Origin of the sequence: Luteolibacter sp. LG18 (assembly GCF_036322585.1) — a bacterium.
GTDB lineage: Bacteria > Verrucomicrobiota > Verrucomicrobiia > Verrucomicrobiales > Akkermansiaceae > Luteolibacter.
In genome coordinates this window covers 5181488-5205394 of record NZ_AP024600.1, presented here as the reverse complement: position 1 = coordinate 5205394, position 23907 = coordinate 5181488, and the positions used below count along the sequence as shown (strand labels likewise).

25 protein-coding genes are annotated in these 23907 nt (G+C 64.3%); 14 read left to right on the top strand and 11 right to left on the bottom strand.

The window, feature by feature from the left end:
* Nucleotides 1-990, bottom strand: a complete 990-nt coding sequence (locus llg_RS20810; protein WP_338286973.1) for a substrate-binding domain-containing protein — start codon at nt 988-990, stop codon at nt 1-3.
* A gap of 788 nt (nt 991-1778) precedes the next feature.
* On the opposite strand from llg_RS20810, the gene llg_RS20805 reads away from it, so the two are divergent.
* Nucleotides 1779-4184, top strand: coding sequence for a hypothetical protein (locus tag llg_RS20805; RefSeq protein ID WP_338286972.1), 2406 nt, complete (start codon nt 1779-1781; stop codon nt 4182-4184).
* Nucleotides 4185-4566: 382 nt separating this feature from the next.
* Here the strand turns inward: llg_RS20805 and llg_RS20800 are convergent, their stop codons facing one another.
* Nucleotides 4567-4929: a hypothetical protein gene (locus llg_RS20800; protein WP_338286971.1), complete on the bottom strand. Its 363-nt coding sequence runs from the start codon at nt 4927-4929 to the stop codon at nt 4567-4569.
* 372 nt (nt 4930-5301) lie between these two features.
* On the opposite strand from llg_RS20800, the gene llg_RS20795 reads away from it, so the two are divergent.
* The 3 genes from llg_RS20795 (at nt 5302) to llg_RS20785 (ending at nt 6329) form a co-directional block, all read left to right on the top strand.
* Nucleotides 5302-5499 carry a hypothetical protein gene (locus llg_RS20795; RefSeq protein WP_338286970.1) on the top strand — a complete coding sequence of 66 codons (198 nt, stop codon included), beginning with the start codon at nt 5302-5304 and terminating at the stop codon, nt 5497-5499.
* A gap of 53 nt (nt 5500-5552) precedes the next feature.
* Entirely contained in the window at nt 5553-5831 is a 279-nt protein-coding gene (locus tag llg_RS20790; protein WP_338286969.1) for a hypothetical protein, read from the top strand.
* A gap of 144 nt (nt 5832-5975) precedes the next feature.
* Nucleotides 5976-6329: a hypothetical protein gene (locus llg_RS20785; protein WP_338286968.1), complete on the top strand. Its 354-nt coding sequence runs from the start codon at nt 5976-5978 to the stop codon at nt 6327-6329.
* 18 nt (nt 6330-6347) lie between these two features.
* Here llg_RS20785 and llg_RS20780 read toward each other — a convergent pair whose 3' ends face one another.
* Complete coding sequence (locus llg_RS20780) at nt 6348-6758, bottom strand: hypothetical protein (RefSeq protein ID WP_338286967.1); 411 nt, start codon at nt 6756-6758, stop codon at nt 6348-6350.
* Between the two features lie 236 nt (nt 6759-6994).
* Here llg_RS20780 and llg_RS20775 point away from each other — a divergent pair, with 236 nt between their 5' ends.
* Nucleotides 6995-9421 (top strand): Calx-beta domain-containing protein, encoded by a 2427-nt coding sequence (locus tag llg_RS20775; protein WP_338286966.1) that lies wholly within the window; start codon nt 6995-6997, stop codon nt 9419-9421.
* Nucleotides 9422-9467: 46 nt separating this feature from the next.
* Here llg_RS20775 and llg_RS20770 read toward each other — a convergent pair whose 3' ends face one another.
* Nucleotides 9468-10130, bottom strand: a complete 663-nt coding sequence (locus llg_RS20770) for a Pr6Pr family membrane protein (RefSeq protein WP_338286965.1) — start codon at nt 10128-10130, stop codon at nt 9468-9470.
* Between the two features lie 103 nt (nt 10131-10233).
* Here llg_RS20770 and llg_RS20765 point away from each other — a divergent pair, with 103 nt between their 5' ends.
* Nucleotides 10234-10515 carry a hypothetical protein gene (locus llg_RS20765; RefSeq protein WP_338286964.1) on the top strand — a complete coding sequence of 94 codons (282 nt, stop codon included), beginning with the start codon at nt 10234-10236 and terminating at the stop codon, nt 10513-10515.
* Nucleotide 10516: 1 nt separating this feature from the next.
* On the opposite strand, the gene llg_RS20760 is transcribed toward llg_RS20765, so the two are convergent.
* On the bottom strand, nt 10517-11191 hold the full coding sequence (locus llg_RS20760; protein WP_338286963.1) for a hypothetical protein: 675 nt from the start codon (nt 11189-11191) through the stop codon (nt 10517-10519).
* Nucleotides 11192-11295: 104 nt separating this feature from the next.
* On the opposite strand from llg_RS20760, the gene llg_RS20755 reads away from it, so the two are divergent.
* The 3 genes from llg_RS20755 to sigJ all read left to right on the top strand — a co-directional run bounded on the left by llg_RS20755 (nt 11296) and on the right by sigJ (nt 13696).
* Nucleotides 11296-12303 carry a methyltransferase gene (locus tag llg_RS20755; RefSeq protein ID WP_338286962.1) on the top strand — a complete coding sequence of 336 codons (1008 nt, stop codon included), beginning with the start codon at nt 11296-11298 and terminating at the stop codon, nt 12301-12303.
* Between the two features lie 92 nt (nt 12304-12395).
* Nucleotides 12396-12845, top strand: coding sequence for a carboxymuconolactone decarboxylase family protein (locus llg_RS20750; RefSeq protein WP_338286961.1), 450 nt, complete (start codon nt 12396-12398; stop codon nt 12843-12845).
* Nucleotides 12845-13696, top strand: a complete 852-nt coding sequence (gene sigJ / locus llg_RS20745; protein WP_338286960.1) for an RNA polymerase sigma factor SigJ — start codon at nt 12845-12847, stop codon at nt 13694-13696. The genes llg_RS20750 and sigJ overlap by 1 nt, the downstream gene beginning before the upstream one ends.
* 109 nt (nt 13697-13805) lie before the next feature.
* On the opposite strand, the gene llg_RS20740 is transcribed toward sigJ, so the two are convergent.
* Complete coding sequence (locus llg_RS20740) at nt 13806-14015, bottom strand: DUF6364 family protein (RefSeq protein ID WP_338286959.1); 210 nt, start codon at nt 14013-14015, stop codon at nt 13806-13808.
* Between the two features lie 140 nt (nt 14016-14155).
* Between llg_RS20740 and llg_RS20735 the strand changes: the two genes are divergently transcribed.
* Genes llg_RS20735 through llg_RS20720 form a run of 4 tightly spaced genes read left to right on the top strand, consistent with a single transcriptional unit; the run spans nt 14156 to nt 15460 of the window.
* Entirely contained in the window at nt 14156-14353 is a 198-nt protein-coding gene (locus llg_RS20735) for a hypothetical protein (protein ID WP_338286958.1), read from the top strand.
* On the top strand, nt 14350-14553 hold the full coding sequence (locus llg_RS20730; RefSeq protein ID WP_338286957.1) for a hypothetical protein: 204 nt from the start codon (nt 14350-14352) through the stop codon (nt 14551-14553). Before llg_RS20735 ends, llg_RS20730 begins: the two co-directional genes overlap by 4 nt.
* Nucleotides 14554-14574: 21 nt before the next feature.
* On the top strand, nt 14575-15039 hold the full coding sequence (locus llg_RS20725) for a hypothetical protein (protein ID WP_338286956.1): 465 nt from the start codon (nt 14575-14577) through the stop codon (nt 15037-15039).
* A 55-nt stretch (nt 15040-15094) separates the two neighbouring features.
* On the top strand, nt 15095-15460 hold the full coding sequence (locus llg_RS20720; protein ID WP_338286955.1) for a hypothetical protein: 366 nt from the start codon (nt 15095-15097) through the stop codon (nt 15458-15460).
* A 63-nt stretch (nt 15461-15523) separates the two neighbouring features.
* On the opposite strand, the gene llg_RS20715 is transcribed toward llg_RS20720, so the two are convergent.
* Both llg_RS20715 and llg_RS20710 read right to left on the bottom strand, forming a co-directional pair.
* On the bottom strand, nt 15524-17407 hold the full coding sequence (locus llg_RS20715) for a beta-galactosidase family protein (RefSeq protein WP_338286954.1): 1884 nt from the start codon (nt 17405-17407) through the stop codon (nt 15524-15526).
* A gap of 123 nt (nt 17408-17530) precedes the next feature.
* Nucleotides 17531-19957, bottom strand: a complete 2427-nt coding sequence (locus llg_RS20710; RefSeq protein ID WP_338286953.1) for an autotransporter-associated beta strand repeat-containing protein — start codon at nt 19955-19957, stop codon at nt 17531-17533.
* A gap of 73 nt (nt 19958-20030) precedes the next feature.
* On the opposite strand from llg_RS20710, the gene llg_RS20705 reads away from it, so the two are divergent.
* Nucleotides 20031-21167, top strand: a complete 1137-nt coding sequence (locus llg_RS20705) for a substrate-binding domain-containing protein (protein WP_338286952.1) — start codon at nt 20031-20033, stop codon at nt 21165-21167.
* A gap of 16 nt (nt 21168-21183) precedes the next feature.
* Here the strand turns inward: llg_RS20705 and llg_RS20700 are convergent, their stop codons facing one another.
* The 3 genes from llg_RS20700 to llg_RS20690 form a co-directional block, all read right to left on the bottom strand.
* The gene (locus llg_RS20700) at nt 21184-21828 is read right to left on the bottom strand and encodes a hypothetical protein (RefSeq protein ID WP_338286951.1); all 645 of its coding nucleotides are present in this window, start codon (nt 21826-21828) and stop codon (nt 21184-21186) included.
* Between the two features lie 76 nt (nt 21829-21904).
* Nucleotides 21905-22786, bottom strand: a complete 882-nt coding sequence (gene miaA, locus llg_RS20695; RefSeq protein ID WP_338286950.1) for a tRNA (adenosine(37)-N6)-dimethylallyltransferase MiaA — start codon at nt 22784-22786, stop codon at nt 21905-21907.
* A gap of 83 nt (nt 22787-22869) precedes the next feature.
* Nucleotides 22870-23901, bottom strand: a complete 1032-nt coding sequence (locus llg_RS20690) for an RNA-binding protein (protein WP_338286948.1) — start codon at nt 23899-23901, stop codon at nt 22870-22872.
* Between the last annotated feature and the right edge of the window lie 6 nt (nt 23902-23907).

Sequence of the window (23907 nt, the reverse complement as noted above, 5' to 3'; positions counted from 1 at the left end):
TCAGTCGAGCGTGTTGGCGGCGCGAACCGGCAGCCTCCTCGGGAGGGATTGGGGTGCGTATCCCAAGGTGGCTCCTTCGAGGAACTCCGGCAGGATCGCGCGTGCGGCCGAGGGTTCCCGTTCACCGTGGATCATCTTCAGGATGCTGCGGGCGATGCGGCGGCCCATCCGGCCACCGCTGACCCGGTAACGGGAAACCGGTGGATAGGTGAAGTCCAGGCAATGGTCGTCCCATCCCGAGATGATCGAGACCGCGTCCGGCACCGGGATTCCCGCGGATTGCAACCGGCAGAGCGCCGTCACCACGTGTTCGGGGCAGGCGCAGTAGTAGGCGGTGGGCCGCGGTCGTTCGGCGAGCGTCCGCACCACTGCCCGGGCCACCGAGTGGACATCCGGATCATGCTCCACGATCCGGACATTCGCTCCGAGCCGATGTCCTTCCGCGGCGAAGGCTTCGGAAGCCATGCGGTCGCCAAGGCTGGTGAAGGACGCGATCAGATACACGAGGTCCCGGTGTCCCCGTGCACAGAACAACCCGGCGGCATGGCGGGCCGCCGCGGGCAGGTCCGGATAGACGGAGGGCAGGGAAACGCCTTCGTGGGTGCGCCCGACCACCAGCGCCGGTGTGCCGCGTTCCTCGAACCAGCGCTGCATTTCGGACGTGGTGTAGAACAGCAACCACGCGGCGGTGTCCGGGAGCGCGTGCAAGCGGGCCAGCTTGCCCGTTTGAAAGCCCTCGAACACGCCGGGATGATGCTCGATCTCAAGCCGGAAACCCGACGCGGAAACCTGCTCCGCCACGGTTTCCAAGATAACGTGGCCGGTGGTGCCGAGGCCCGCGAAGGTGTAGGGAGTCAGGACCCGGATGGTGCGGCCTTGGCCGGAGGGGGCTCTCACGGTCGCCTGTTCGATGCGGTGGAGCCGCCCGCGTCCGCCGAGGGAGATCCATTGCTCGCGCGCGAGTTCGGACAGCGCCTTGCGCAGGGTCATGCGGCTGACGTGGAGTTCACGGCAGAGATCCGACTCGGGCGGAAGTTCTCCGGTCCATCGCCCCGATTGAATACCGTTCCTCAACACCGTGAGGAGGTGCTTCTGGAGTGAGATTCGTGACGGAAGGGGCTCCACGGCGGAAATGAGGAGCTACACCACTAGCAAAGGAATTCACTTCGGCAATCCTTGATCGGTATCCAGGAAATGAACGTCAGCCAGCAGCCATGAATTCCGAATGTCTACAAAATGGACATCTGGTTGGAGCTTCTTTTTCCGTCTCCTTGAGGATCGTCGTTTCGAAGACGGTGTGCCGAAGAGGCAGGGAGGTCGATAAAGTCGCGTTCCAGCAAAAATGGCGATGGTTTGGCCGGATGTTTCGTCTGAGTGGAGAGGTTTGGTGGAGAATGATTTGGAGGAGGTGGTGGTGATTTAATGGATTGAAAAACAATTGGTTGTGTTGGTGTTTGTGCCGCTGGTGAGGGCGGCGGAAAGGATCGTCCGGGTCTTTTGGAATCCAGGTTCGAAACGGGGAATTTGACTGCAATTTCGGTCAGGGGCGCGGTCGCCTGACGAGGTTGTTGGAGGCAACTGGGTGAGTCGGAAGTCATCGAGTCGGATTCATGCCCAAAGATATCGGAATCATACAAGAGGGCGCTTCCTAGATAATTCCCCTTACACGCCGTGGAGTCCGTGCCGGGGGAAAATCATCCAAGGATGAACCACCGGAACGGGGCTGCGGTGCCATTGCAAAAACCTGAGAGATGACCGCTAACCTACCCGCAAATCCCTTGAAGCGCGCCACCCTTGTCAGTTTATGGCTGATGACGGCTGGCGTTGACGCCAACACGATCGCCTACTGGCGGTTTGAAGGAGATGGCACCAATGTCCCGGACGCCGGGGGAACCACCCAGGTGGAAGACACCAATGGAAGGACCACCACCGCCACCGGCGAGGGAATCAAGGTGATCGATGTGTCCGGCAACGGCAACACCGTCTGGGCGTGGGAGCATCCGTGGGCCGGCCACGTCTACACGGCGGATGTGCCGTTTGCCACGGTGCCGCAGAGCGGTGCCGCGAATGCCTTCAGCGTGACCAACAGCGGGGACTACCCCGCCATGTTCACCTGGTCCGCGCAGTCTTCCCCCGGCGGAACCAACCTCGATACCTGGACGTCCTCGACGTGGACCATCGAGGCGTCCATCAAGTGCACGAATCTCGGTGGCTGGAGGACGTTCGTGGGCCGGGAGGGCAACACCGTTTCCCCAGATCCCGCCGCCGCTCCGATTTACTTCCAGAAAATGGGGGATGGATCGAACCGGGTGCGGATCGCCTATGCCGATGTCGCCGGTCATTTCTGGCAGGCGGTGGATACCACCGCGATCACCTTCGGAGCATGGCACAGTTTCGCGGCCAGTTGCGATGGCACCACATTGAAGCTTTACCGCAAGGACGCCACCGATGCCGCCTATCGGCTCGTGGCATCCACCGATGTGAGTTCCAGCACCAATTCGGCGTTGGTGAACCCGGGCACGGACGTGAACGGAGATGCCTGGGGATGGACCCTGGGGCGTGGCCGCTACGGCACGAGCCGGAATCCCAATGACAACCACGGGGATCGCTGGATCGGTTCGATCGATGAAGTGCGCATCAGCAACGTGGCGCTGCCGCCCACTGCCCTGCTGGGAGTGGCGGGGAGCAACGACCAGGATGGCGACGACCTGCCGGACGCGTGGGAAACACTCCATGGGTTGAACCCGAACAGCGCGGCGGGCGATGACGGCAAGCTTGGGGATTTCGATCACGATGGCTGGACCAACATCGCCGAGTTCAACATGGGCACCGATCCTGCCGACCCGCTCACTCCGGGCGCGCCGAACGGAGACTATGATCAGGACGGCCTCGACGACAAATGGGAGGTGGCGATGTTCGGCAGCGCGATGGCCCAATCGGCCACCGGCGATCCGGACGGTGATGGCGCGAACAACCTGGCGGAATACCAAGCGAACTCGAACCCGATGAACACCCAGTCCACCCCGACGAACGTCAACGGTACGGGGGCTCCGGACACGGTGAAATTCCTCGGGTTCACCGCGGCGGAGAACGGGTTGAAGGATGCGGCCGGCACCGGTGTCGGATTCGATACCCGGCTTCCAGGAACGGGAACGACGCTGGCCGCCAATGATCCGAACCTCGTGCTGGACACCCTGAATGGCACCCTGCGGATGACCACCACCAACTCGGACCTCAACGGCCAGAACAATCTGGGCGAAGCGGAGATGATTGGCATCCGGCTGTCGTCGCTCGGCTTCACGGGAACCCAGGACTTCAAGGCTCGGGCGAAATTCATCAATCTGCCCGCCACCGCGGGTGCGGATCAGATCGGAATCTTCGCCGGTGGCAGCTCCACGGCCGTGGTGCGTGGCGGGGTGATCGGAACCGACACGGCCCTCGGCGTGAACACGAACGGGGCGAACGATTCCGATGCCGCCTTCATTGGAGGAAACGGGGCATTGCGCGCCGGGATCTCCCTCACGGTGGAGATCAGCCGGATCGGCGGTGTCTGGCATCTCACGGCGAACGGGGTGGATGCCACTCCCACGGTGCAACCGACTTTCCTGGATCCGCTCACGGACCTGGTGGTGGGAGTATACGGTTGCCATCTGTTCTCGGACGGTGCGAAGACGGCGATTCTGGATAGCTTCAGTGCCGTTTGCTACGACGCCACTCCGTCCACCACGGACACCGACCACGATGGAATGCTGGATTCGTGGGAGCTTGCGAAGTTCGGCAATCTCCTCGCCGATCCTGCCGGCGATGCGGATCATGATGGAGTGAGCAACTTCAACGAATTCGCGTTCGCGGGAGAGCCGCTCGATGCCTCGTCCCGTGGTCTGATCACGACTTCGCTCACCGATACCAACTCGGATAGCCATCAGGAATTGACCCTCACGGTGGCGGTGCGGGCGGGAGCGGTATTTTCAGCGGCAGGCGATGGCAGCCAGACCGCCACGGTGGATGGGGTGCACTACACGGTTCGGGGGAGCCTCGATCTCGTCACCTTCACCCGGCAGGTGAGCCACGTGAACACGGTTCCTTCGGGCGATCCCGGTTACGAACTCCAGACTTTCCGGCTCGATGAGTCGGAAGGATTGGCGGGCAAGGGTTTCCTCCAGATCAAGGCGTCGTCGAATTGACCTCGTTCAAGCCGGACGGTGGTCCATCGGGCCGCCGTCCGGCATCGGGACGGGAGGGGCGATTTGCGCGGTGCGAGTGCAGATTACCCTCCGGCTGGATCCATGTTCCTTGCAATTCCAAGGGATTGTGGCTGGTCCGCCGCCTGCGAAGGGACCTCCATGCGTTTGACCGCCCGAATTCGCGAACTCGCCTATGAATGCTCTTTGATCCTCGGGTTTGCTACCGTCTGTGTGATGGGAACGAGCTTCCCGGCACCAACTCCGGATGGAGGCATGGGGCAGTCCGGGGTGGTGGGCCTGCGCCCGGATTCGTCTTGCCGCGCTGACGGCGAGACGGCTCCTGCTTTGGAGGCCCACACGCGGTCCGGGGTGCCGTAACCCGCTATGGCACCCGGGCCAGCATCGCGAGCTGCACCATTTCGCAGAGCCCGCGCAGGTTTCCGCTGAAGGAGAGTTCCTGACTGCACTGGTTCCAGAAGGAGCGCACGCGAGGACCGATGTTCATCGAAATCCTGGCGGAGGAGCACCCTTGGCACGAGCGGTCGAACTCGGCGAGGTCGGAAAGCGTGCGGATGCGGAAGTGCTGCATCACCTTGTAGAGGGTGGAGGCGCATTCGGCTCCATGCGGAGTCCAGAGGACACAGAGGTCCGCACCGTTGAAGGCGACCATGCTGATCCAGTCGTGGTTCACCATGGACAAGACCGCTCCCTCGAAGGGGAGCCCGAGGCGTGTTTTGGGTTTCATGGCAAGGGATTGGGTTGGCGGTGCGGATGGCGCGGCCCACGAGGGGCGCTTCCAGATGTTCGACGCGCGGCGTGCCCATCTCCTTCACTGGAGTGTGTGGGGGACGGACAACGGAGTGCGGATTCAGACGATGGTGAAAATGCAGACCGCGTGCCGCTCGGTGGGAGTCGGCGGCGATTTCATCCAGTTGTCGACGGATCAAGCACTTGCAATCGCGGGCTCTGGGCCGCCGCCATGACGGGCGCTGTGGAGTGCATCGGACGCGTTGCATTTTGCGTTTAATCGGCCTGCCAGAGATGGGGCGCTGCAAAATGCGCCCGGTGGCGGCCTTTGGTCATTTGCAATTGCTGGAATCCAAGGGAAGGGTGGGAGATGAGCGGATTGCCCTACTGGTATGAGGGGGAGCCCGATCGCTTCCAGACGCCTCCAGAAGGTCCCAACGACGGCTTCCCCGAAGACAAGGACGTGTCCCTGCCTCCCAAGGGTAGCGACCAAGGAGCCAAGGACCGGGATTCCCTGACCTCCAGCGGAGGGTGGGCGTGGGGACGGAAATGGGACGAGAAGCGCTGAGCGGAAAAGGGCTCGCCAGAATGGATCCCGCTGTCTAATGGTTAGAAAGGCGGATGAAAATTCGGTCCCACGGCTGTCCGGTCTGCGGGTATCCAGGCATTGACGTGCTGGAGAGGGGAGACGTGACCCACGAGGTTTGCCCCTCGTGCAGCGCGGAATCGGGAGATGAATATGGCGGGGAGACCGAGGAAGATCGCCTGATCGAATTGCGCCGCCAGTGGCTGGTGGATCGGCAGGGGGTGTGGTGGAGCGCCACGGTGAAGCCGCCCATGGGCTGGAGTCCGGTGGAGCAGTTGCTGGAAGCCGGCTTGCCCTTGCCGCCGGTCAATTGACTGGGTGATCGGGCGGGTGCGATCCGCGTTTTTTGCGGTGTGGGGCAGACATCTTCTTGCAAGTGATGCCCGGGATTCATAGAGTTCCCGATACTAGAGCGCCTTTTTTTCATGGCGCGGTTTCATCGGAAACGGAGGCATCACATGACCGGTCCATCGAACGACACTTCGGACACCCGCGGCGAAACTTTCCTCAAGGATTCCATGGCCACCGCACACGGTGGCGGTCTGGAGCGCCGACGGTGTGAAGAGTGTCCCGCCCGGATGACCCGGTGCCAATGGGCGATCGCGGAGAGCTTGGGGTTTCTCGCGGCGGGGGTGATCACGATCCTCGTCTTTGTCCTGATCAATCAGCTCATGGACCGCGGCAGCCAGAGCTTCGCGGCGATGGCGGCGATGGCGGCCATCGTGCTGACCTTGGCCTACAAGATGGCGAGCTGGACGAAGGCACGGGTCTCCTGCCACTTCTTGGCCGGGCACCGGCGGCCGTGGGAATGACCGGCCGCCGCGGGCCTGCTAGCGAACCAACCCGGAGAGGAACGCCTGATGTTCGAACCAGAACAGCAGCGTGCCAAGGATGGCCACGGCGATCAGGGATTTCCGGATTTTCGGGCAGAAAAACAACACACCCGAGGTTTGAGCGGCGAAACGCAGCCACTCCCACCACGCGGGGCCGCCTTTGGAATGAGGAGGCGGCAGTTTCAATCCATTGCCGCCGCGGTGGGCCACCGCGTTTTTCAAATCGATCAGAAGGGAGAGGACTTCCCACGCGCCCGCTGCGGCGAGCAGCCACAGGGCTGGAGTGAGAAGCCGGAGGGCGGCCGCGGATTCGATCCGCTTGCAGGCTCGTAGCAGGCAGACAAGGACGACCAGCCAGATGGCCCCGGTGGTGAGAAATTGAAGGAGAGCGGGGAGGTGGGAAAGCATTGCCGGGACCGTAGAAGGCCTGCTTTGGGAGAGCGAGTGTCATTCCAAGCAGCGGTGGCCGCCCCTACTTGCGTGCAAGGAAGTAAAAACGGCCATAAGTTCGCCAAGACGGAATCTTTCTAACTGTCTTGCTATACGTGATCTAGGATGGTTTATTTTCCCGTGGCATCCATCCCCTTGGCCGCCCACCCAGCGGTTGCTTTGTCTTCGGGTGCCTCACCCTTGCTGCTGTCCCTATGAAACACTCCAGTCACTTGCGTGCCTGGCTGTGCGGTTTTGTCGCCTTGGCGGCGACTGGCCTCACTGTCTGGAAAATCACCACCCATCAGTCCGCGTCACCGTCCGCGCCGGTGAGCGCCCGCGTCCATTCCGGAGGCGATGCCAAGCTTGCTGCTGGAAACCTTGGCGACGACGTTCCATCGGGGCGGGAAGAACGTCCCCGTGAGGTCAGATTGTGGCCGGTGGAGGCCGGGCTGCCGGACTCGCGGCGTGTGGTTTCCGCACTACCGATTACCGGCAAGCAGGGCGTGGCGTCTTGGGAAACCGGACACCGGATTTCGTTGTCCCTTGGCAAGGGGATGCTTCCGGTGGACGGCGAAGTGGTGATGAATGTGGTGCGCGAGGATGGGGGGCGAGCCATCCGTCTGGACCTGGGCACCGATGCGGAATCGGGTGAATCGACCGGTGAACTTTTCGGCAACTTGGATCCGGATGGCGGCTTCCAAGGCCACATCCGCTATCGCGGCGATGAGAACGTCTACCGACTGAAGGTGGCGGCGGGTTCGGATGAGCTCGCCGTAAGCCGGATGCCGGTCGCGGATCTGGTGTGTTCCTATGGCGTGGAGCGCCCGGACGGGATGCTCACCCCGGCGGAAGCGACCACTCCGGCGGCGGTCTTGCCGCCCACTTCGGTGGTGACTCCGGATGTGCCCGCTGGCAGTGCGGTTATCTCGGTGGGAGACGTCAGCATGGCGGAAGGGCAGACGAAGGGGAATGTGATGAAGTTTCCGGTGGTGTGCGGCGTGGCGTCCGGTTCGGGCAAGGCTGCGATCTCGGTGCAGTGGACACTGGTGGACGTCACCGCGACGGGGGGCTCCGATTACAAGAAGGCCAGCGGCAAGCTGACGCTGCGCAGCGGCCAGACCTCCGGGGTGATCTCCGTGACCACCATGCCGGACCGTGTGTCCGAGGGGGACGAGACTTTCAAGGTGGTGCTTTCCAGCCCGGTGAACGCGACCGTTGGCAAGGCGGAGGGGACCGGCACGATTTTCGATGACGAGTGGACATCCACGGTGTCGGTGGACGCACCCCAGGTGTTGTCCGAGCCAAGCGGTGACGTGGCGAAGCAGAAGGCGACGTACTCCGTGCCCTTTACGGTGACGCCGCCGGTTCAGGAGGCAGTCAGCTTTTCGTGGAAGCTCGTATCGGGCTCGGCCGTGGCTGGCACCGATTTCACCGGCACCTCGGGTACGATCAAGCTGGCGGCCGGGCAAGGAACCTTCGTGGTGCCCGTCTCCATCCTGGGGGATGCGACGTTGGAGGGCGAGGAGGCGTTTTCGATCCAGTTTTCCAAACTGCCGGTGATGGTCACCGCGCCGGCTGCCACGGTGACGATCAGCGCGCCGCCGGTGGTGACGACGGGCCCGCCCTCTCCGGTGCCGGCCCTGCAGAGCAAGCCGGGAGCCACGAAGGTGATTTATCTGGAGTTCAATGGCACGACCCTGACCGGCACGGCTTGGAACAAGACCAGCGCGCCGATCACGACCGCCTCGGTGTATTCGAAATTCGGCGATCAGGGATGCCATGACATCTGGATCATGGTGGCGGAGGCCTATCGGGCGTTCGATGTGAACGTGACCACCGACAAGAGCGTGTTCGACGCGACTCCGTCGGCGAACCGGACGTGGTGCTTGTTCAACTCGGAACCGGCGAAGTTCAACTCGAGCGCGGCGGGGCTCGGCTACGTGGGCGTCTTTGGCGAGCCGGCGTATCAGCCCGCCCTGGCATTCACGACGGGCGACTACACGATCGATTCATACGGCACCATCGCGGTTCACGAACTCGGCCACAATCTGGGACTCAGCCACGATGGCACGAAGACGGAGGAGTACTACGAGGGCCACAGTGGCGCGCGCTTCTCGTGGGGCCCGTGGATGGGGACGCCGTATTACAAGTTCTACCGCCAGTTTTCGATTGGCGACTACGCGGGAGCGTCCAACCCTGAGGACGACCTCGCGATCATCGGTGGCTACCTGCCGGTGCGGGCGGATGAAGCGGGGGACACCCTGAACATCGCCGTCGATCTGCCGATCCAATCGACCGGCGCGCTGCCCGCGATCACCGCGAACATCACCTCCCGCACGGATGTCGACAGCTACCGCCTCGTGCTCGATGCAAGCCAGACGGTGACCATCACGTTGAACTCCGATCAGGATGGCTCGTATTCGCTGGCTCCGGGGATGAAGATCTACACCAGCGCGGGCGCAGTCGCGGTGCCAAGCGGAACCGGCTGGACCGATGACGGCGGTGAGGTGAAATGGACCGGCGTGCTTGCGGCTGGCACCTATCGGGTCGATGTGGATGGAATCGGCGATCCCACGAGTCCCGGTTATAGCGACTACGGCTCGATCGGCGGGTACACGATCCAGGCGACGACGCCTTGAAACGAATTCGAACGGAAAGGGCACCTCACGGTGCCCTTTCTTGTTTTCAGGAGCTGGAGTTCCGGTCGGAGAGTTTCCGGCTGATGGTGGTGAGCAGGAGCCCGACGAGCAGGAACGCTCCGGTCATGGCCAGGCAGTTCACCAAGACGCGGCCCGCGCCGAGGGCCTTCAGGTCGATGAAGGGATAGGCGTAGTGGCCAGTCTGGCCGCCATGGATCAGCGCCCAGACGAGATAGAGCGCCGGATAGCCCAACCAGCGCAGCGGTGCTGTCCAGGGCAGCCGGGTTTTGGGAACGAACAGGATCCAGTGGATCAAACAAAGGACCGGAGTGGCGTAGTGGAGGAGAATGTCTGCCCACCATTGCAAGCCCTGGGGTTTCCACAGCCCGGCCAGCACGAGGACGTAAACGATGCCGACGATGGCGATGTAAACGAGCAAGGCGGAGGCGGTGGCGGGGCGGTTGGCGAAGGTCCCGGCTCGGGTCCGTGGAGCGAGACTTCCGATGAGGAAGGAGACGGCGAGCAGGATGTTTGTGAGGATCGTGAAGTAGCTGAGATACTTCGCCACCACGGTGGCGGTGGACCAGCCGCGGAAAAAGGCGAGGTGCCAGGTGACGTGGGCTTGGATGACCAGCCCGGTCAGGCCGGTGAGTCCTGCCACCAGCATGAACGCGCGCCGCGAGGGCCCGGGGATGGGGTCTTGAGGCATCGGTGTCCTGCTACGCGATTCCGGATGTTCCGGCGATGAAGAACGATCGGGGCACGGTGGATTCGGGCTTCCCCACGGGCCGGGTGGCAGACACCTTCGCCGGGTGTTGAAATCCACCGGCTCCAAACTCGGGATGGTCCTGTTCGGCGTGCTCGCGCTGTTCTTCGTGGCCTATCTGCTGTGGAGTCTTATTTTTCCGCCGTTGAAGCCGCAGGAGGAACTGCCCGGATTCACGCGTCCACAGATGCGGTTGGCCACGCCGAAGGCGGCGGAGGAGGACGCGAGCCCGGGGGCGCCCTCGCCCGCCATGCCGGCTCCCACCGTTCGAAAGCCGGTGAAGCCACCCGTGGCTCCCCCACCGGTGTACAAGGATCCGGGCCGGTGATTCAGCGCGGCCAGCCGTCGATGGCGAGGAAGGCCAGCGCGTAGCAGAGGAAGATCGCCGCGCCTCCCGCGATGCCGGCTAGGATGGCCGTGCGAGCGTTGCCGGTCCGCAGGGGCTTCGCCAGCACGGCCAGGCCGATGGCGATGCCGAACTCTCCCAAGATGATATACCAGGGCGTATGAGCGATCATGCGGCAGCCGCTGTAGGTCCACCAGTGGATGTGGCGGGCCATTTCCTCGTAGTAGGGAATATTGATCGCGCCCATCACGCCGATGGCCAGCAGGCCCTTCGCGCCAAACCGCTCCCACAGACGCAGACCGACGTAGCCGAGCTGCACGACCACCACTTCCCAGGCCAGCGGCATCCACAGCGGGGATTTCCACAACATCGGGCCGCCGCCGACCGAGTAATCGAGCGTGCGGGTGACGCCGACCAGCCACGCGTCCGCCGCGAGTTCGACGAGACCGGCCACGAGGCCGTAGAGCATGAACCGCGGCAGGAGCTTGTCACCGGTGCGCCAGATGAATCCGAGGAGCATGGCGTTTCCCACCAGATTGAGCGTGACCCCCGTGCGCCAGTCCGACCACGGCAGCAGGGTGAACAGCGCCACCGCGACGACATCGAGGACGATCGTCGCCACCACCACCCGCAGGCGTCCGCGTTCCAAGGGATCCATGTGGTCATATTACCGTCCACCTGCGGAAGGGCGAAGCGAATGTGGGCGTGCGGCGGTGGAAACGGGTATCTTGCTCGCGGCGTCGGTTTTTGTTAGGGGCAATCATGTCCCTTTCTCCCGATCATATCCTGCAGACCGGCTTCGCGTTCTGGCCGGCGAAAACGCTGCTCAGTGCCGTGGAACTGGAAGTCTTCACTGGCCTGGCCAAGGAGCCGGCTACGCTCGAAACCCTGGTGGGCCGACATGGCCTGCATCCGCGCGGGGCGCGTGATTTTTTCGACACGCTGGTGGCGCTCGGTTTCCTGAAGCGGGATGGCGGGGTGTATGCGAACACGCCGGAAACCGAGCTGTTCCTCGACAAGGCGAAGCCTTCCTACATCGGCGGTATCCTGGAGATGGCGAACAACCGGCTGTATCCGTTCTGGGGTGCCCTGACCACCGGGCTCCGTACCGGCGAGCCGCAGAACGAGGTGAAGGGGGAGGTCGATCTCTTCCCCGCCCTTTACGAGGACCCGCTCAAGCTCCGTGAGTTCCTGTGCGCGATGACCGGGGTGAGCCGCGGCGCGAACCTGGCCATCGCGCGGCAGTTCCCGTGGAGCGGCTACAGGACCTGCGCGGACATTGGCTCGGCTCAGGGCGATCTCGTCACCCAGATCGGGCTGGCGAACCCCCACATGCACGGCATCGGTTATGACTTGCCGGAGGTGGCACCGATTTTCGAGGACTACATCGCGGAGAACCATCTGGTCGGCCGGGTGGAATTCAAGGCCGGGAGTTTCTTCACCGATGAACTGCCGCAGGCGGACGTGATCCTGATGGGCCACATCCTCCACGATTGGGACCTGCCGACGAAGCGGATGCTGTTGGAAAAGGCCTACCGTGCCCTGCCGTCCGGCGGAGCGGTGGTGATCTACGACTCGATCATCGACGACGACCGCTCGCGCAACGCCTTCGGTCTGATGATGAGCCTGAACATGCTGATCGAGACCCAGGGCGGGTTCGATTACACCGGGGCCGATTGCATCGGCTGGCTGACGGAGGCGGGTTTCACCGATTGCCGGGTGGAGCCGCTGCTGGGACCGGACTCGATGGTGATCGGGATCAAACCCTGAGCAGCAGATTTTTTTCATCCCGCGTGTCACGTTTTCGGAGGCTGTCTCGTCCTGTCCTTGAACGCCGCTGAATGGCGAACCTGACGACGATCATGCAACCTCGATTGGACTACTCGAAGGCCGACCCGGCCGGATACCAGGCCGTGCTGAAGCTGGAGATGCACGTGCGCAACTCCGGCATCGATCCCACGCTGTGGGAACTGGTCAAGATCCGTGCCTCCCAGATCAATGGCTGCGCCTATTGCATCGACATGCACACGAAGGAAGCCCGTGCCAAGGGCGAGACCGAACAGCGTATCTACCTGCTCAGCGCTTGGCGCGAGTCCCCGCTCTACACCGATGCCGAGCGCGCGGCGCTGGCGTGGACGGAGGCCGTGACGCTGATCTCCGAAACCCACGCGCCGGATGACGTGTATGAGGAGCTGGCCCGCCATTTCTCCGATGGACAGCAGGCTCAACTCACCATCGCGATCGGCATGATCAATCTCTGGAATCGACTGGCGATCTCGTTCCGCGCCATCCATCCTGCGGCGCAAGCCTGATGCCCGATCCAGCCGCCGTCTTCGAAGAACACCGGCCGTTCCTGCGGTCGCTCGCCTACCGCATGCTCGGCACGCTCAGCGATGCCGAGGATGTGGTGCAGGACGCGTGGCTGCGGTGGTCGGCGGCCGACACCAGCGTGGAGTCTCCGAAGGCATTCCTGGCGAAGATCGTCACGCGGTTGTGCCTGGACCACCGGAAATCGGCGCGGGTAAGGCGTGAGACGTACGTCGGCGAATGGCTGCCGGAACCCATGCCGGACGATCTGTGGTCGGCGGGTGGCGAGGCCACGGAGGACGTGGGATACGCGGTCCTGCACGCGATGGAGCGGCTTTCGCCCCTGGAGCGTGCCGCCTTCCTGCTGCACGATGTGTTCGGCGAGAGCTTCGCGCAGGTGGCGGATTTTTTGGAGAAACCGGAGGCGACCTGTCGGCAACTGGCGTCGCGGGCGCGTTCGCATCTGAAGGACGAGGCTCCGCGCTTCAAGGTCGGGGCGGAGGAGGGGAGCCGCTTGTCGCGGGCGTTCCTGAACGCGGCGCGGAACGGCGATCTGGCGGGGCTGAAGAAGCTGCTCCAGCCGGGTGCGGTGTTGTTTTCCGATGGCGGCCCGGTGCGGGCGGCCCGCAGGCGCATCTTCGGACACGACAAGATCGCGCGGATGTTCGAGAGCCTCACGCGGCGGAAGGCGCTCCCGGACGAGGCGCGGGAGGTGGTGTTCAATGGCCTGCCCGGCTTCGCCTATTTCTCCGCCGGCAAGGCCACGGATGTCCTGCTCTTCGGGATCGAGGAGGGGGCGATCCGCTCGGTCTACGTGGTGCGGAATCCAGAGAAACTGGCGCGGCTGGTGGCGTAGCCGATCCTTCGGCGGTACGAAGCGTATTACCGAAGTTATTACCTTTTCGGCCTGGTCGCGGAGGCTTCCGGGTGTTCAATTGAATACATGGATGCCGCGCGTTCCGAAGTCACTTCTTACCACGCTTCGCTGACGTGGGGAGTGGGGGCGTGACGGACTCGGGGAAGCGCTCCTTGAGCATCTGCTCGATCCAGTTCGAGAGCGATCTTCCCTCCGTCTCGGCCTGACGCTTCGCCGCCTCCAGCAGGTCCTCCCGCATGCTGATGCTGGTCTGGGTCTTGCCCGTCGCCCGTTTGCCGTGACGCGATTCGTTGCTCATGCGGTGACTAATACACCATCCTATAAAATACCGAAGAAAAATCATCGCCCGGACGATCGGATTTGGTGTATCACACCAATGTCCGCTTGACGGACGACATCACCCGGGTCCCCGGACCGCCTTTCCCGCCCTCTCCCGCCATGAACCAGCTCCCGAAGAAGACCGCCACCACCTTGTCGCTGGACCGTGAACTCCTGGCCGCGGCGCGGCGGGAGGCCGGGGAGCGCGGTTGCAGCCTCTCGGCCTTGCTGGAGCGCTGGGTGGCGGAGCAGCTGCTGGAGCGGCGGACCGCCCATATCCGACTGGAAGCGATCCCATCCACCACACCCCAATCATGAACCCGTTCTACATCATCCACGGCTTTTCCCTCAAACAGGCCTGCTCCTGCTGCGGGGCGCTCCATGAAACCGAGATCGAGCACGACGTGGAGGCCGACCGCGCCTCCCTCGCCCGGGAGCTGGCGATCGCCGGCGAGGAGGCGGGCTCGTTCTGCCCGGCCTGCCGCGTCCAACCCCTTCCTGCCGCTGTGGCGGCTTGAATCCTGAACATCCATCGAACCATGACTGAAACCACCATTGCACCCGAGTTGCCACCCGTGCCTTCGTTCCTGCCGCCGCTTCCCGCGGGGGCGGTGTATCTGGGCCGGGGAGGTTCCTTCAAACGTCCGCATCCGAACGGCCACTTCGATGGCTGGGTGGCGGACGAGAATTCCACCGTGTGGGCGTCCTCGCTGCGCCCGGGCGGGCGGGTTGAATCGAACCACTATGCCGCGCCCTTCGACTCGGAGATCGTGCGCTTGAATCAAGGACGAGGCCCGGTTGATTCCGGCGGCGTCGAGCGCCTCGTGTCCTTCCGCGAAACGGTGGGTACGAATACCCCGGTCCGCGTCGAGGTCAGCAAGAGCGGCCACGCCGCGCTGACGATCGGCGCGGAGGAGGTGCTGCATGTCCGCCGTTCCCGCGACCTGCGCCGCCTGGCGGTGGTGCTGGAGACCGCGGCGGATGAAATGGAGGCCGCCGGATAAGCGTCCGGTTGCCTTTTGGACTCGTCTCCAGCGGACCGTTGCAGGATGAGAGGGCATGCAATCATTTCCCGGTCCGCTGGTGGACGACAACCGTGAGAAGGAGACCATCGAGCTGGTCCAGAACCTCACTTTGAAAGGCGACTCGCTTTTCGGCATCCGCGAGCAATTGAAGGCGAAGGGACTCGAGAACCAACTTCCCCAGTCCGACATCGAGCGGATCTACCATCAGGCACGGGCGGGCCGTGAGATCGGCTCCCGGCGGCCCGGGATGAAACTGCCACGGATCGTGGGAATCATCGCCGTGCTCTCCGGAGTGGGCTGGGGCGTGGCGACCCATTTCGCGGGTAGCCGTCCTTATCTCGCCATCATCCTAGGGCTGACCCTGATCTTCAAACCGCAGAGCGCGGGGGACGAGGTTTGATACAGACCATGCGATACAAGAAAGCCGCGGCCTGTTCTGGCCGCGGCTTTCGTGTGAATGGCTTCAGCGCAGCGTGGTCTTGCCGCTGATCGTGGCGGGCGTGGCCTGGAGCAGGTCGAGGACGATCACCTCGTTCTTGCCGGCCTTCAGCCACGGGGCCGGGCAGAAAAGGCGTTTTTGCGGCCCGATTTCCCAGAAGCGGCCGAGGTTGTGGCCGTTCACCCAGACGACGCCTTTCTTGTAGGCGGAGAGGTCGAGGAAGGTGTCGGCGGGCTTCTCCAGCGTGAAGCTGCCCTTGAAGAACACGCCCTTGGCATCGGCCTCCACCTTGCCGGGCTTGAGCGCGGCGATGTGGGAATCCGCGAGCGGGATCGGGCGGGCGGTCCAACCGGTGAGGGCGGCGTCACCGAGCTTCACGGGACCGAGAAGGCCCTTGCGGTCGCCGGACATCTGGCGGCCGAAGTTGATGTGGCCCATGGCTTCGACCAGCACGGTGAGCTGTGGCTTGTCGGTGGTGGTGGCGGGGAGGTCGATCGTGGTCTCGGCGAGGTTGCGGTCGAGCTTGCCGATGAACTTGCCATCGAGGAAGACGAGGCCGTAGTCGCGCACGCCGGTGGCACCGAAGTCGAGCTTGCCGCCCTGATTGCCGGGCAGGGTGGTGCCGTAGAGCATCAGGCCCTGGTGGAACTCGCCGAGCTCCTCGAAGGACTTCGGTTGGTCGAGGGACGTGGGCTTGAGCGGCGGGACGTTGTCCTGGAGGGTGGCGTAGGCCTCGAGCTTGAACTCCGGCACGTCGATGGCCGGGATCGGTTCCGGTACGGGCGGGAGCTTCAGGTCGGGCAGCGCGGCGGCGATGGTCTCGCGGATGCCGTTGAACTTCTCCGTCGGGCGGCCCTGCTCGGTGAGGATGGCGTCGTAGTCGTAGCTGGTGATGTCCGCCTGGTACTTGCCCTTGCCGCCGTCGTTGGCCCCGGCGGTGAAGCCGAAGTTGGTGCCGCCGTGGAAGACGTAGAAGTTGAAGGACTTCTTCTTCTCCATGTACCACTTGGTGTAGCCGACGACCTTCGGCGCGGGGACGTTCTGCCATTTCTCGCCCCAGTGGGTGAGCCAGCCGGGGTAGGTCTCGCTGCTGAAGACGGGCACCCCTGGGTTGTATTTCCGCGCGATCTCCCAGTGCTTCTCATCGGTGCCGGCGTCCAGGCCCACGGCGCAGCCGGGCACGGTGCCGTTCTTCATCATCTTGTCCGAGGGGCCGTCCGCGGTGTAGAAGGGGACATCGATGCCGTTCTGCTTCCACAGGCCGTGGAGGGTTTCGAGGTATTTACGGTCTTCACCGTAGCTGCCGAACTCGTTCTCCACCTGGACCATCACGACCGGGCCGCCCTGGGTGACGAGGAACGGCTTCACCACCGGAACGAGGTGCTCGACGTAGCGCTGGACGGCGCTCATGTAAGCCTGATCCGCGGAGGAGCGGAGCTGCACCTTCGGATCCCGCATCAGGTAGGCGGGGATGCCGCCCAGGTCCCACTCGCCGCAGACGTATGGACCGGGGCGGAGCAGCACCCACAGGCCTTCCTCCTGGGCCATCTTCAGGAAGGCGGCGATGTCGCGCTCGCCGGTTTTGAAATCGAACGTGCCCTGGGTTTCCTCGAACTGGTTCCAGAACAGGTAGACGGCCACGGTGTTCATGCCGGAGGCCTTCACCATCTGGAGGCGGTGGCGCCAGTATTCCTTCGGGATGCGGCCGGGATGGAGCTCGCCGCTGCGGATCTGGATCGGCTTTCCATCGAGCAGGAAATCCTCCGTTCCGAGGGCGAAGGTGTGCTTGCCGGAGACCGGGGACGGTTCCTGGGCGTGAAGGGAACCACAGGCCGTGAGCCCGCACAGGGCGGCGGCGAGAATGCGGCCGGAGCGACCGCCAGACAACTGGCCAAAGGAGACAAACATACGCGATCAGTCGAGCGTCCGCGGCAGGTGCCTGCAAGCAGGAATGCAACGGTTGGGCAAGGCGACCGGGAGAGCTGCCGTCCCCCCGGTCGCCAGGTCTTATTGCATTACCCGGGAAAGGGATCAGGGCGTGCTGCTGAGCTTGGCTCGGATGAAGAGCGCGGAGTTGGAAGCGGGGTCGGACGAGGGCACGTAGAACGTGCGGTAGGTCCAACCGGTGGAAAGCGCCGGTAGATTCAAGGTGCCTTGGAAGGTGGAGGCATCCGCGGAGGGAACTTCTTGCACGGGAACGAGGTTCCAGTGGACGAGATCCACCGCCGACTCGATCTGGTAGATCACGCCATCGACGGCTTCGGACACGAGTTGCGGGTTGCCGCTGAAGGCCGGAGTGCCACGCACGGGGAGGGTGAGGGTTTGCACCGTTTGGGAAACGGACGAAATGGTCAGCGTGGCGACCTTGCCCACGACCTTGCCGGTGGACGCTCCCGAAAGCGGCGAGCCATCGAGCGCGAACTCCGCGAGGTTGATCCGGCCGTCGCCGTCCGGATCGTCCGCGAAGCCGTCGTTGACACCGGTCGTCAGCCCTTTGCCCGCCGCCCATGAAGCGTAGCCCGGAGGGCCGGTGGCGACATTGAGCAGGCCGGTGCCGGTGATGCGCGGTGACGTGTGGGCCGCGCCGGAGGTGGGGCTGCCCCAGATGCCCGCGACCTGCTGGACACCATCGATGAAGAGCTGGTCGATGGTGTCCGTGGCGGCGTGAGTGAGGTCGAGCGTGGCCGTGGCGGCGAGGTTGACCTTGGAGGCATTGGCCAGCGAGGCCGTGCCGAGCGACAGCGTGCCGGCGCTCACCGTGGTGTCCCCGGTGTAGGTGTTGGTGCCGGTGAGGAAGAGGGTGCCGGTGCCCGCCTTGGTGAGCGCGCCCGCGCCGGTGATGTTCTGGCTGACGGTGGCGGTGAACCCGTTGGTATCGATCGTGCCGCCACCGGTGCCGAGCTGGAAGAGCACCTTGGTGGCGGTGCCGGTGGGAGCGGTGGTCACGTCCGCGACGTCCGCTCCGAGTTTCAGCGTGCCGGCGTTCTGGAGCACCACCACGCCATTGAAAGCGCCCGGGGTGGTCGAGGCCACGGTGCTCTGGAAGGGAGCGAGGGTGGAAAGTGTTCCACCGTTCACCGTGAGCGTGCCGTTGCTGGAGGTGCCGGGGTTGAGCTTGATCGTGTTAGCTCCCGTGTAGGTCAGGGTAGCCCCGGTGTTCACGGTGGTGTTGGCCCCGAAGCCGCCGTTTCCTGCGACCGTGAAATCCCCGGAATGGTTCCAGGCCGCGCCGGAGTTCAGATTCACCACGGAAGCCCGGCCAGCGGTGAAGGCACCGGCGTGATTGACCGTGCCCGCCACGGTCAGCGTGGTGTTGGTGGTGGTGGCCTGGGCGTCCACCAGCACGGTCTTGGTCGCGCCGAAGGCGACGGTGCTGCCGGTGAGGAACGTGCCCGTTCCGCCGGAAAGGATGCTGAGATTGCCGAGGCCCACCGAGACATTGTTCACCTGCAGGGTGTTTCCGGCCTGGACGTTCCAGGTGGCGGTGGTGCTGCCCGCGTTGGCGTTGGTGAGCCGCACCGTGCGGGTGCCGGTGGTTCCGTTGAGGTTGAAGGTGCCGCTGAAGCCGCTGTTGTTTCCGGAGAAGACGAACGCGTGGGTGGTGCTGCTGGTCAGGTGGCACTTCAGGTCGAAGGTGCCCGAGCCGCTGAAGCCGCCGGAAAACGTGTCCGTGATCGTGCCGGTGGAGCTTTGGGTGGCGGTGATGGTGCCGCCGGTGCCGGTGATCTGGCCGGAGAGCACCGGGCTGGAACCGCCGCTGGTGGCGATCGCCCCGCCATTCAGCGTGATCGGACTGGCGGAGGTCAGCGTGCCGGAGTTCCAGATGAGGGCGAGGGTCGCGCCGCTGCCCACCTTGTAGGATACGGTGGAGGCGGTGGTGGTGCTGATGTTGTTCCCTGCGGTAAGGGTGGTGGTGCCGCCTTGGAGATCGAAGGTGCCGCTGGCGAGGCTCACGCCCGGGCCGAAGGTCAGCGAGCCGGTGCCGGTCTTGGTGAGCGTGCGCGAGCCGAGGCCGAAGGTGCGGTTGTTGGCGGTGCCGGTGAACGAGAGCGTCCGGGACGCGGCGACGTTGAAGGTCTGGTCGGCCCCGAAGGACACCAGGCTGTTCGCGGTGAAGCTGAACGCCAGATCCTGGGTGGCGGCGCTTAGGTCGATTCCGCTGGCGCCGATGGCAAGGGTGCCTCCGGTGCCATTGGCGATGGTGACCTTTCCGGTGGGGCTGGCCACGGAGACACCGGAGACGGTGAACGCGCCTTCCAAGGTGTTGGAGAGGTTCGCGGTCGAATTGGAATCAAAGGTGACGGCTTCTCCGGACGCGGGTTGCGTTCCTTCCAGCCAGTTGGTGTCCACGTTCCAAGCGGCGGAAGTGGTGCCGGTCCACGTTTTCGCGTGAACGGTGAGGGGTGCCGTCAGGAGCAGGCCGACGGCGGTGAGGGGGATTCTGCGGGTCTGATGCATGCGAGCCTGTTCATCGCACAGAAATTGCATGCGGAGTATGGACCTACGTCTTTATTTCATGCATATTCGTCTCATGAAAAAGGGCCGCCCCACGATCCTCTACGGGACGTATGTGTATGATGAGCGCATGCACCGCGGCATCCTGCGCTTCGGTCGGCAGCACGGTTGGCGGGTGCGGCTGCTGCTGCCGCACTCCTGGCAGCACGCGGAAATGCTTCAGGCGGACGGGATCATATCGATGGTGGAGCCGGAGGAGGATGCCGGCAGCGGAATGACCGACCACCTGATGTCGCTGGGGTTGCCCACGGTGGAACTGAGCTTGAGCCGACCAGGAATGCCGGCACTGCGGTTGCTGCCGGACGCGCGGGCTTCCGGGCGGTTGGCGGGGGAGTACCTGGCTGGCTTGGAACGCCGCCACTGGCTGCACGTGTGCTGGGGGCGGACGTGGCACGACGATCTCCGCATCGCGGGGTTCCGCGAGGTGGCGGAAGACCGGGAGATTCCGTGGACACTGCTGGAGATCCGCGACCACAAGGCGGCCCGGATGGTGGAGATCCGTCGGCAACTGGAGGCGCTGCCGAAACCGCTGGGGGTCTTTTGCTCCTTCGACCACTACTCGGAGCAAGTGCTGGAGGTGTGTCTCGATGCCGGATGGGCCGTGCCGCAGGACGTGGCGATCCTGGGATGCTACAACCATGAGGTGCATTCGGTGTTCGCCGAGATCCCGCTTTCGACGATCGACATGGGCCTGGAGGACCGCGGCTATCAAGCGGCGGCCCTGCTGCGCTATCTGATGGCGGGAGGGGAGATGTCCTCCGAACCGCTGTATTCACCGGTGAAGGGGGTCATCGAGCGGGCCAGCACGAGCCTGCACTCGTCCCGCGACAGCGTGGTGGTGCAGGCGGTGCATTTCATCGAGAACCAGATGCACCGCCCACTGGGGGTGGAGGAGGTCGCGGCGGCGGTGGGGGTGTCACGGGCCTCGCTGCAGCGGAGGTTCGAGAAGGCGTGCGGCCGCGGCGTGGGGCGGGAGATCCTGCGGATCAAGATGGACCGGGCGGCGAAGCTGCTGCGGGAGGAGGACGACAGCGCGGCGATGGTGGCGGGGCGCGTGGGCTTCCCGGACGCGCTGCATTTCTACCGGGTCTTCAAGAAATACACCGGCCAGACCACGAAGGAATACCGGGCCAGGCATGAGGGGAGGGGGTGAGGGGGCGGTTTGGCTACTATAGATGTAGTAAATTGTCATCGCGTGCGGGTGGATGCATTCCGGAGGAGTCCGGGATGAGGAAGAGTCCCACGATTTCCACCACCAGTGCCGCCAGGGTCAGGTAATAGCCGGAGCCGATGCGCTCGTATTCCTGCAGGGCGGAGATGCCGGTGAAGGCGATGAAAAGATTCCGGATGAGCCAGACCAGCATGATTGCCGCGAGCGCGCGGAAGAGCCAGAGTGTGGCGCGTGAGTGTCCGAGCGGACCGGCGAGGAATGGCATCGCGATCAGGGCGATGAAGGCGACGGGCCAGATGACGAGCAACATGAGGGGGAAGGGGCTTGAGACCAGCCACGCCAGATTGGGCCGTTGGTCAATCAGGCTGCGGGCGTAGAACCAGAGATCCGGTATCTGATAGGTGGGGAATGCCTTCGGATGTTTTTGTGCTGAGACAATGCGGGAATCGATGACTCCGTACCAGACGCTGTGTCCGGTGCTTGGTGGGAGGATCGGAGATTGGACGAATCTCCAGCGATGAAGAACCTGTTTGGTGGCAGTCTCTCCCTCCGCGATGGATTCACTACGCCAGAACTTCAGTGGCACGTGTTCCCACGGCAGGCATTGGGCGAGGGCCATGAGAAGCACGGCGAGCCACAGCACGGCTTTTACCCGGCGGAAACGAGAGGAGGACATCCCGCGCAGGTTGACGGATGGAAAATTAAAGCTCCAGCTCCGATCATAGCTCGGGCGTGTGAGGCGTGAGCCAGCTCTCGCGCTTGAACCACGTCTCCTGCCGCTTCGCATACTGGCGGGTGGCGGCATTGATCTGTTCCTCGCACGTGGCGCGGTCGATCTCGCCACGGATCAGCGCGCGAATCTCGCGGAAGCCGATCGCTTTCTCAAAGGTGGTGGAAACCGATTCCAGCGCGGCGACTTCGTCGATGGCTCCGCCCTCGAGCATAGCCCGCGTCCGCCGGGCGATCCGGGCGTGCAGGTCCGGCCGGCTACGATGGATGACGTAGCCGTGAAGGGCGGCGGTTTTCGAGGCGGTGGCCGTTTCCCACTGGTCGCGGAGTTCCGAGGCCTTCCCGCCGGTGAGGCGGCAGATCTCCACGGCACGGCTCACGTAGCGGCGGTTCTGGAGAGGAGTGCGGGAGGCTTCCACGGGATCGAGTCTCCGGAGTTCCTCCACCAGATCTTCCAGCGGCAGGGCGTCCAGTTCCGCCCGCAGCGCGGCGTCGCCGGTGGGGAGGGGCGAGGCACCGTGGGTGAGGAATTTCAGATAAAGCCCGGAGCCGCCGGTGACGATCGGGGTGCGGCCGCGCGAGGCGATTTCCGCGATCACCGGAGTGGCCAGCCGGACGTAGGACTGCGCGTCATTCGGAGTGGCGGGGTCGAGCACGCTGAACAAATGGTGCGGCACGACCGCGCGCTCCTCCGCCGAGGGCGCGGCGGTCAGGATCTCCAGCCCGTGGTAAAGCTGGAATGCGTCGGCATTGACGATCTCGCCGTCGTGGCGTGCGGCGAGTTCCAGCGCGAGCGCGGTTTTTCCGGAGGCGGTGGGGCCGCAGACGTAAATGGGGGTTGGTGGGGCGGCGCTCAAATCTCGAGCGACCATGGTCCGTGCCGGGCTCCGGATTCAAAAACAAAAACCCCCGCCGCGGACGAACCGGGCGGGGGCTTTGAATGAAACGATCGGGATCAGGCGATCTCGTTCTTCTGCTCGGCGGGAGCGGCCTCCTCGGCAGGGGCGGCTTCGGCCACCACCGGGGCGGTTTCCACCGGAGCGGCTTCCGTCACCTCGGCCACGACCGGAGCGGCTTCCTCCACCACCGGGGCGGGGGCGGCTTCGGTCACCGGAGCGGGGGCGGGCTCGGTCACCGGAGCGGCAGCTTCGGCGGCGGGAGTTTCGACGGCAGCGACGACAGCCGGGGCGGCGGCCACGGCGGCGACGGCGGAGGCAGCGGAAACGACGGCACCGGTCGGCTTCTGCGGGCGCTCTTGGCGGCGCTCCTGGCGTTCCTCACGCTCTTCCTTGTCCTCGCGTTCGTCGAAGCCCTTCGACTTCGCGCCGGAGACGCTGAGCTTGCGGCCCATGAAGAATTGGTCGTGGAGAACCTCAATGGCGCGCTTGGCGTCATCGACGTGGAGCATTTCAACGAACCCGTAGCCCTTGGAGCGGTGGGTGTTGCGGTTGTAGACGACTTCGACGTTGCGGACGCCGCCGATGCCCTTGAAGAGGTCGGTCAGGTCGCTTTCAGTGACCTCGTAGGAGAGGTTGCCGAGGTAGAGGCGCGGGGATTCGACCGGGCCTTGTTCCTTGCGCTCCTGCGGGCGGGCGATGCGGATGTTGGACTTCACCGGCTGGGCCGCGCGCTCCTGCTGCGGCGCATCCTTGGTGCGGTCCTGCTGGCGCTCCTGGCGGGTGGGGCGGACGGGCTCCTTGTAGAGGCCGATGGCCTTCAGGATCTTCTGCCACCAGGTCAGCTTGGCTGGCTGGGGCATCGGGCGGCGTTCGCGGAAGCCGCGGTTGCCGCCATCGCGGGTGCCACCTTCGCGGCGGCCGCCGTCACGGTTGCCACCTTCGCGGTTTCCGCCTTCACGGCGTGGGCCACCCTGACCGCCCTGGCGGTTCTGGGGATTCTGTTGGTTGTTGTTGCGGTTCTGGCCACCGCGGTTGCGGCGGCGACGCTTGCGTCCCGGATTCTGGGAGTCTTGTGTTGCGTTGGACATGGTGTT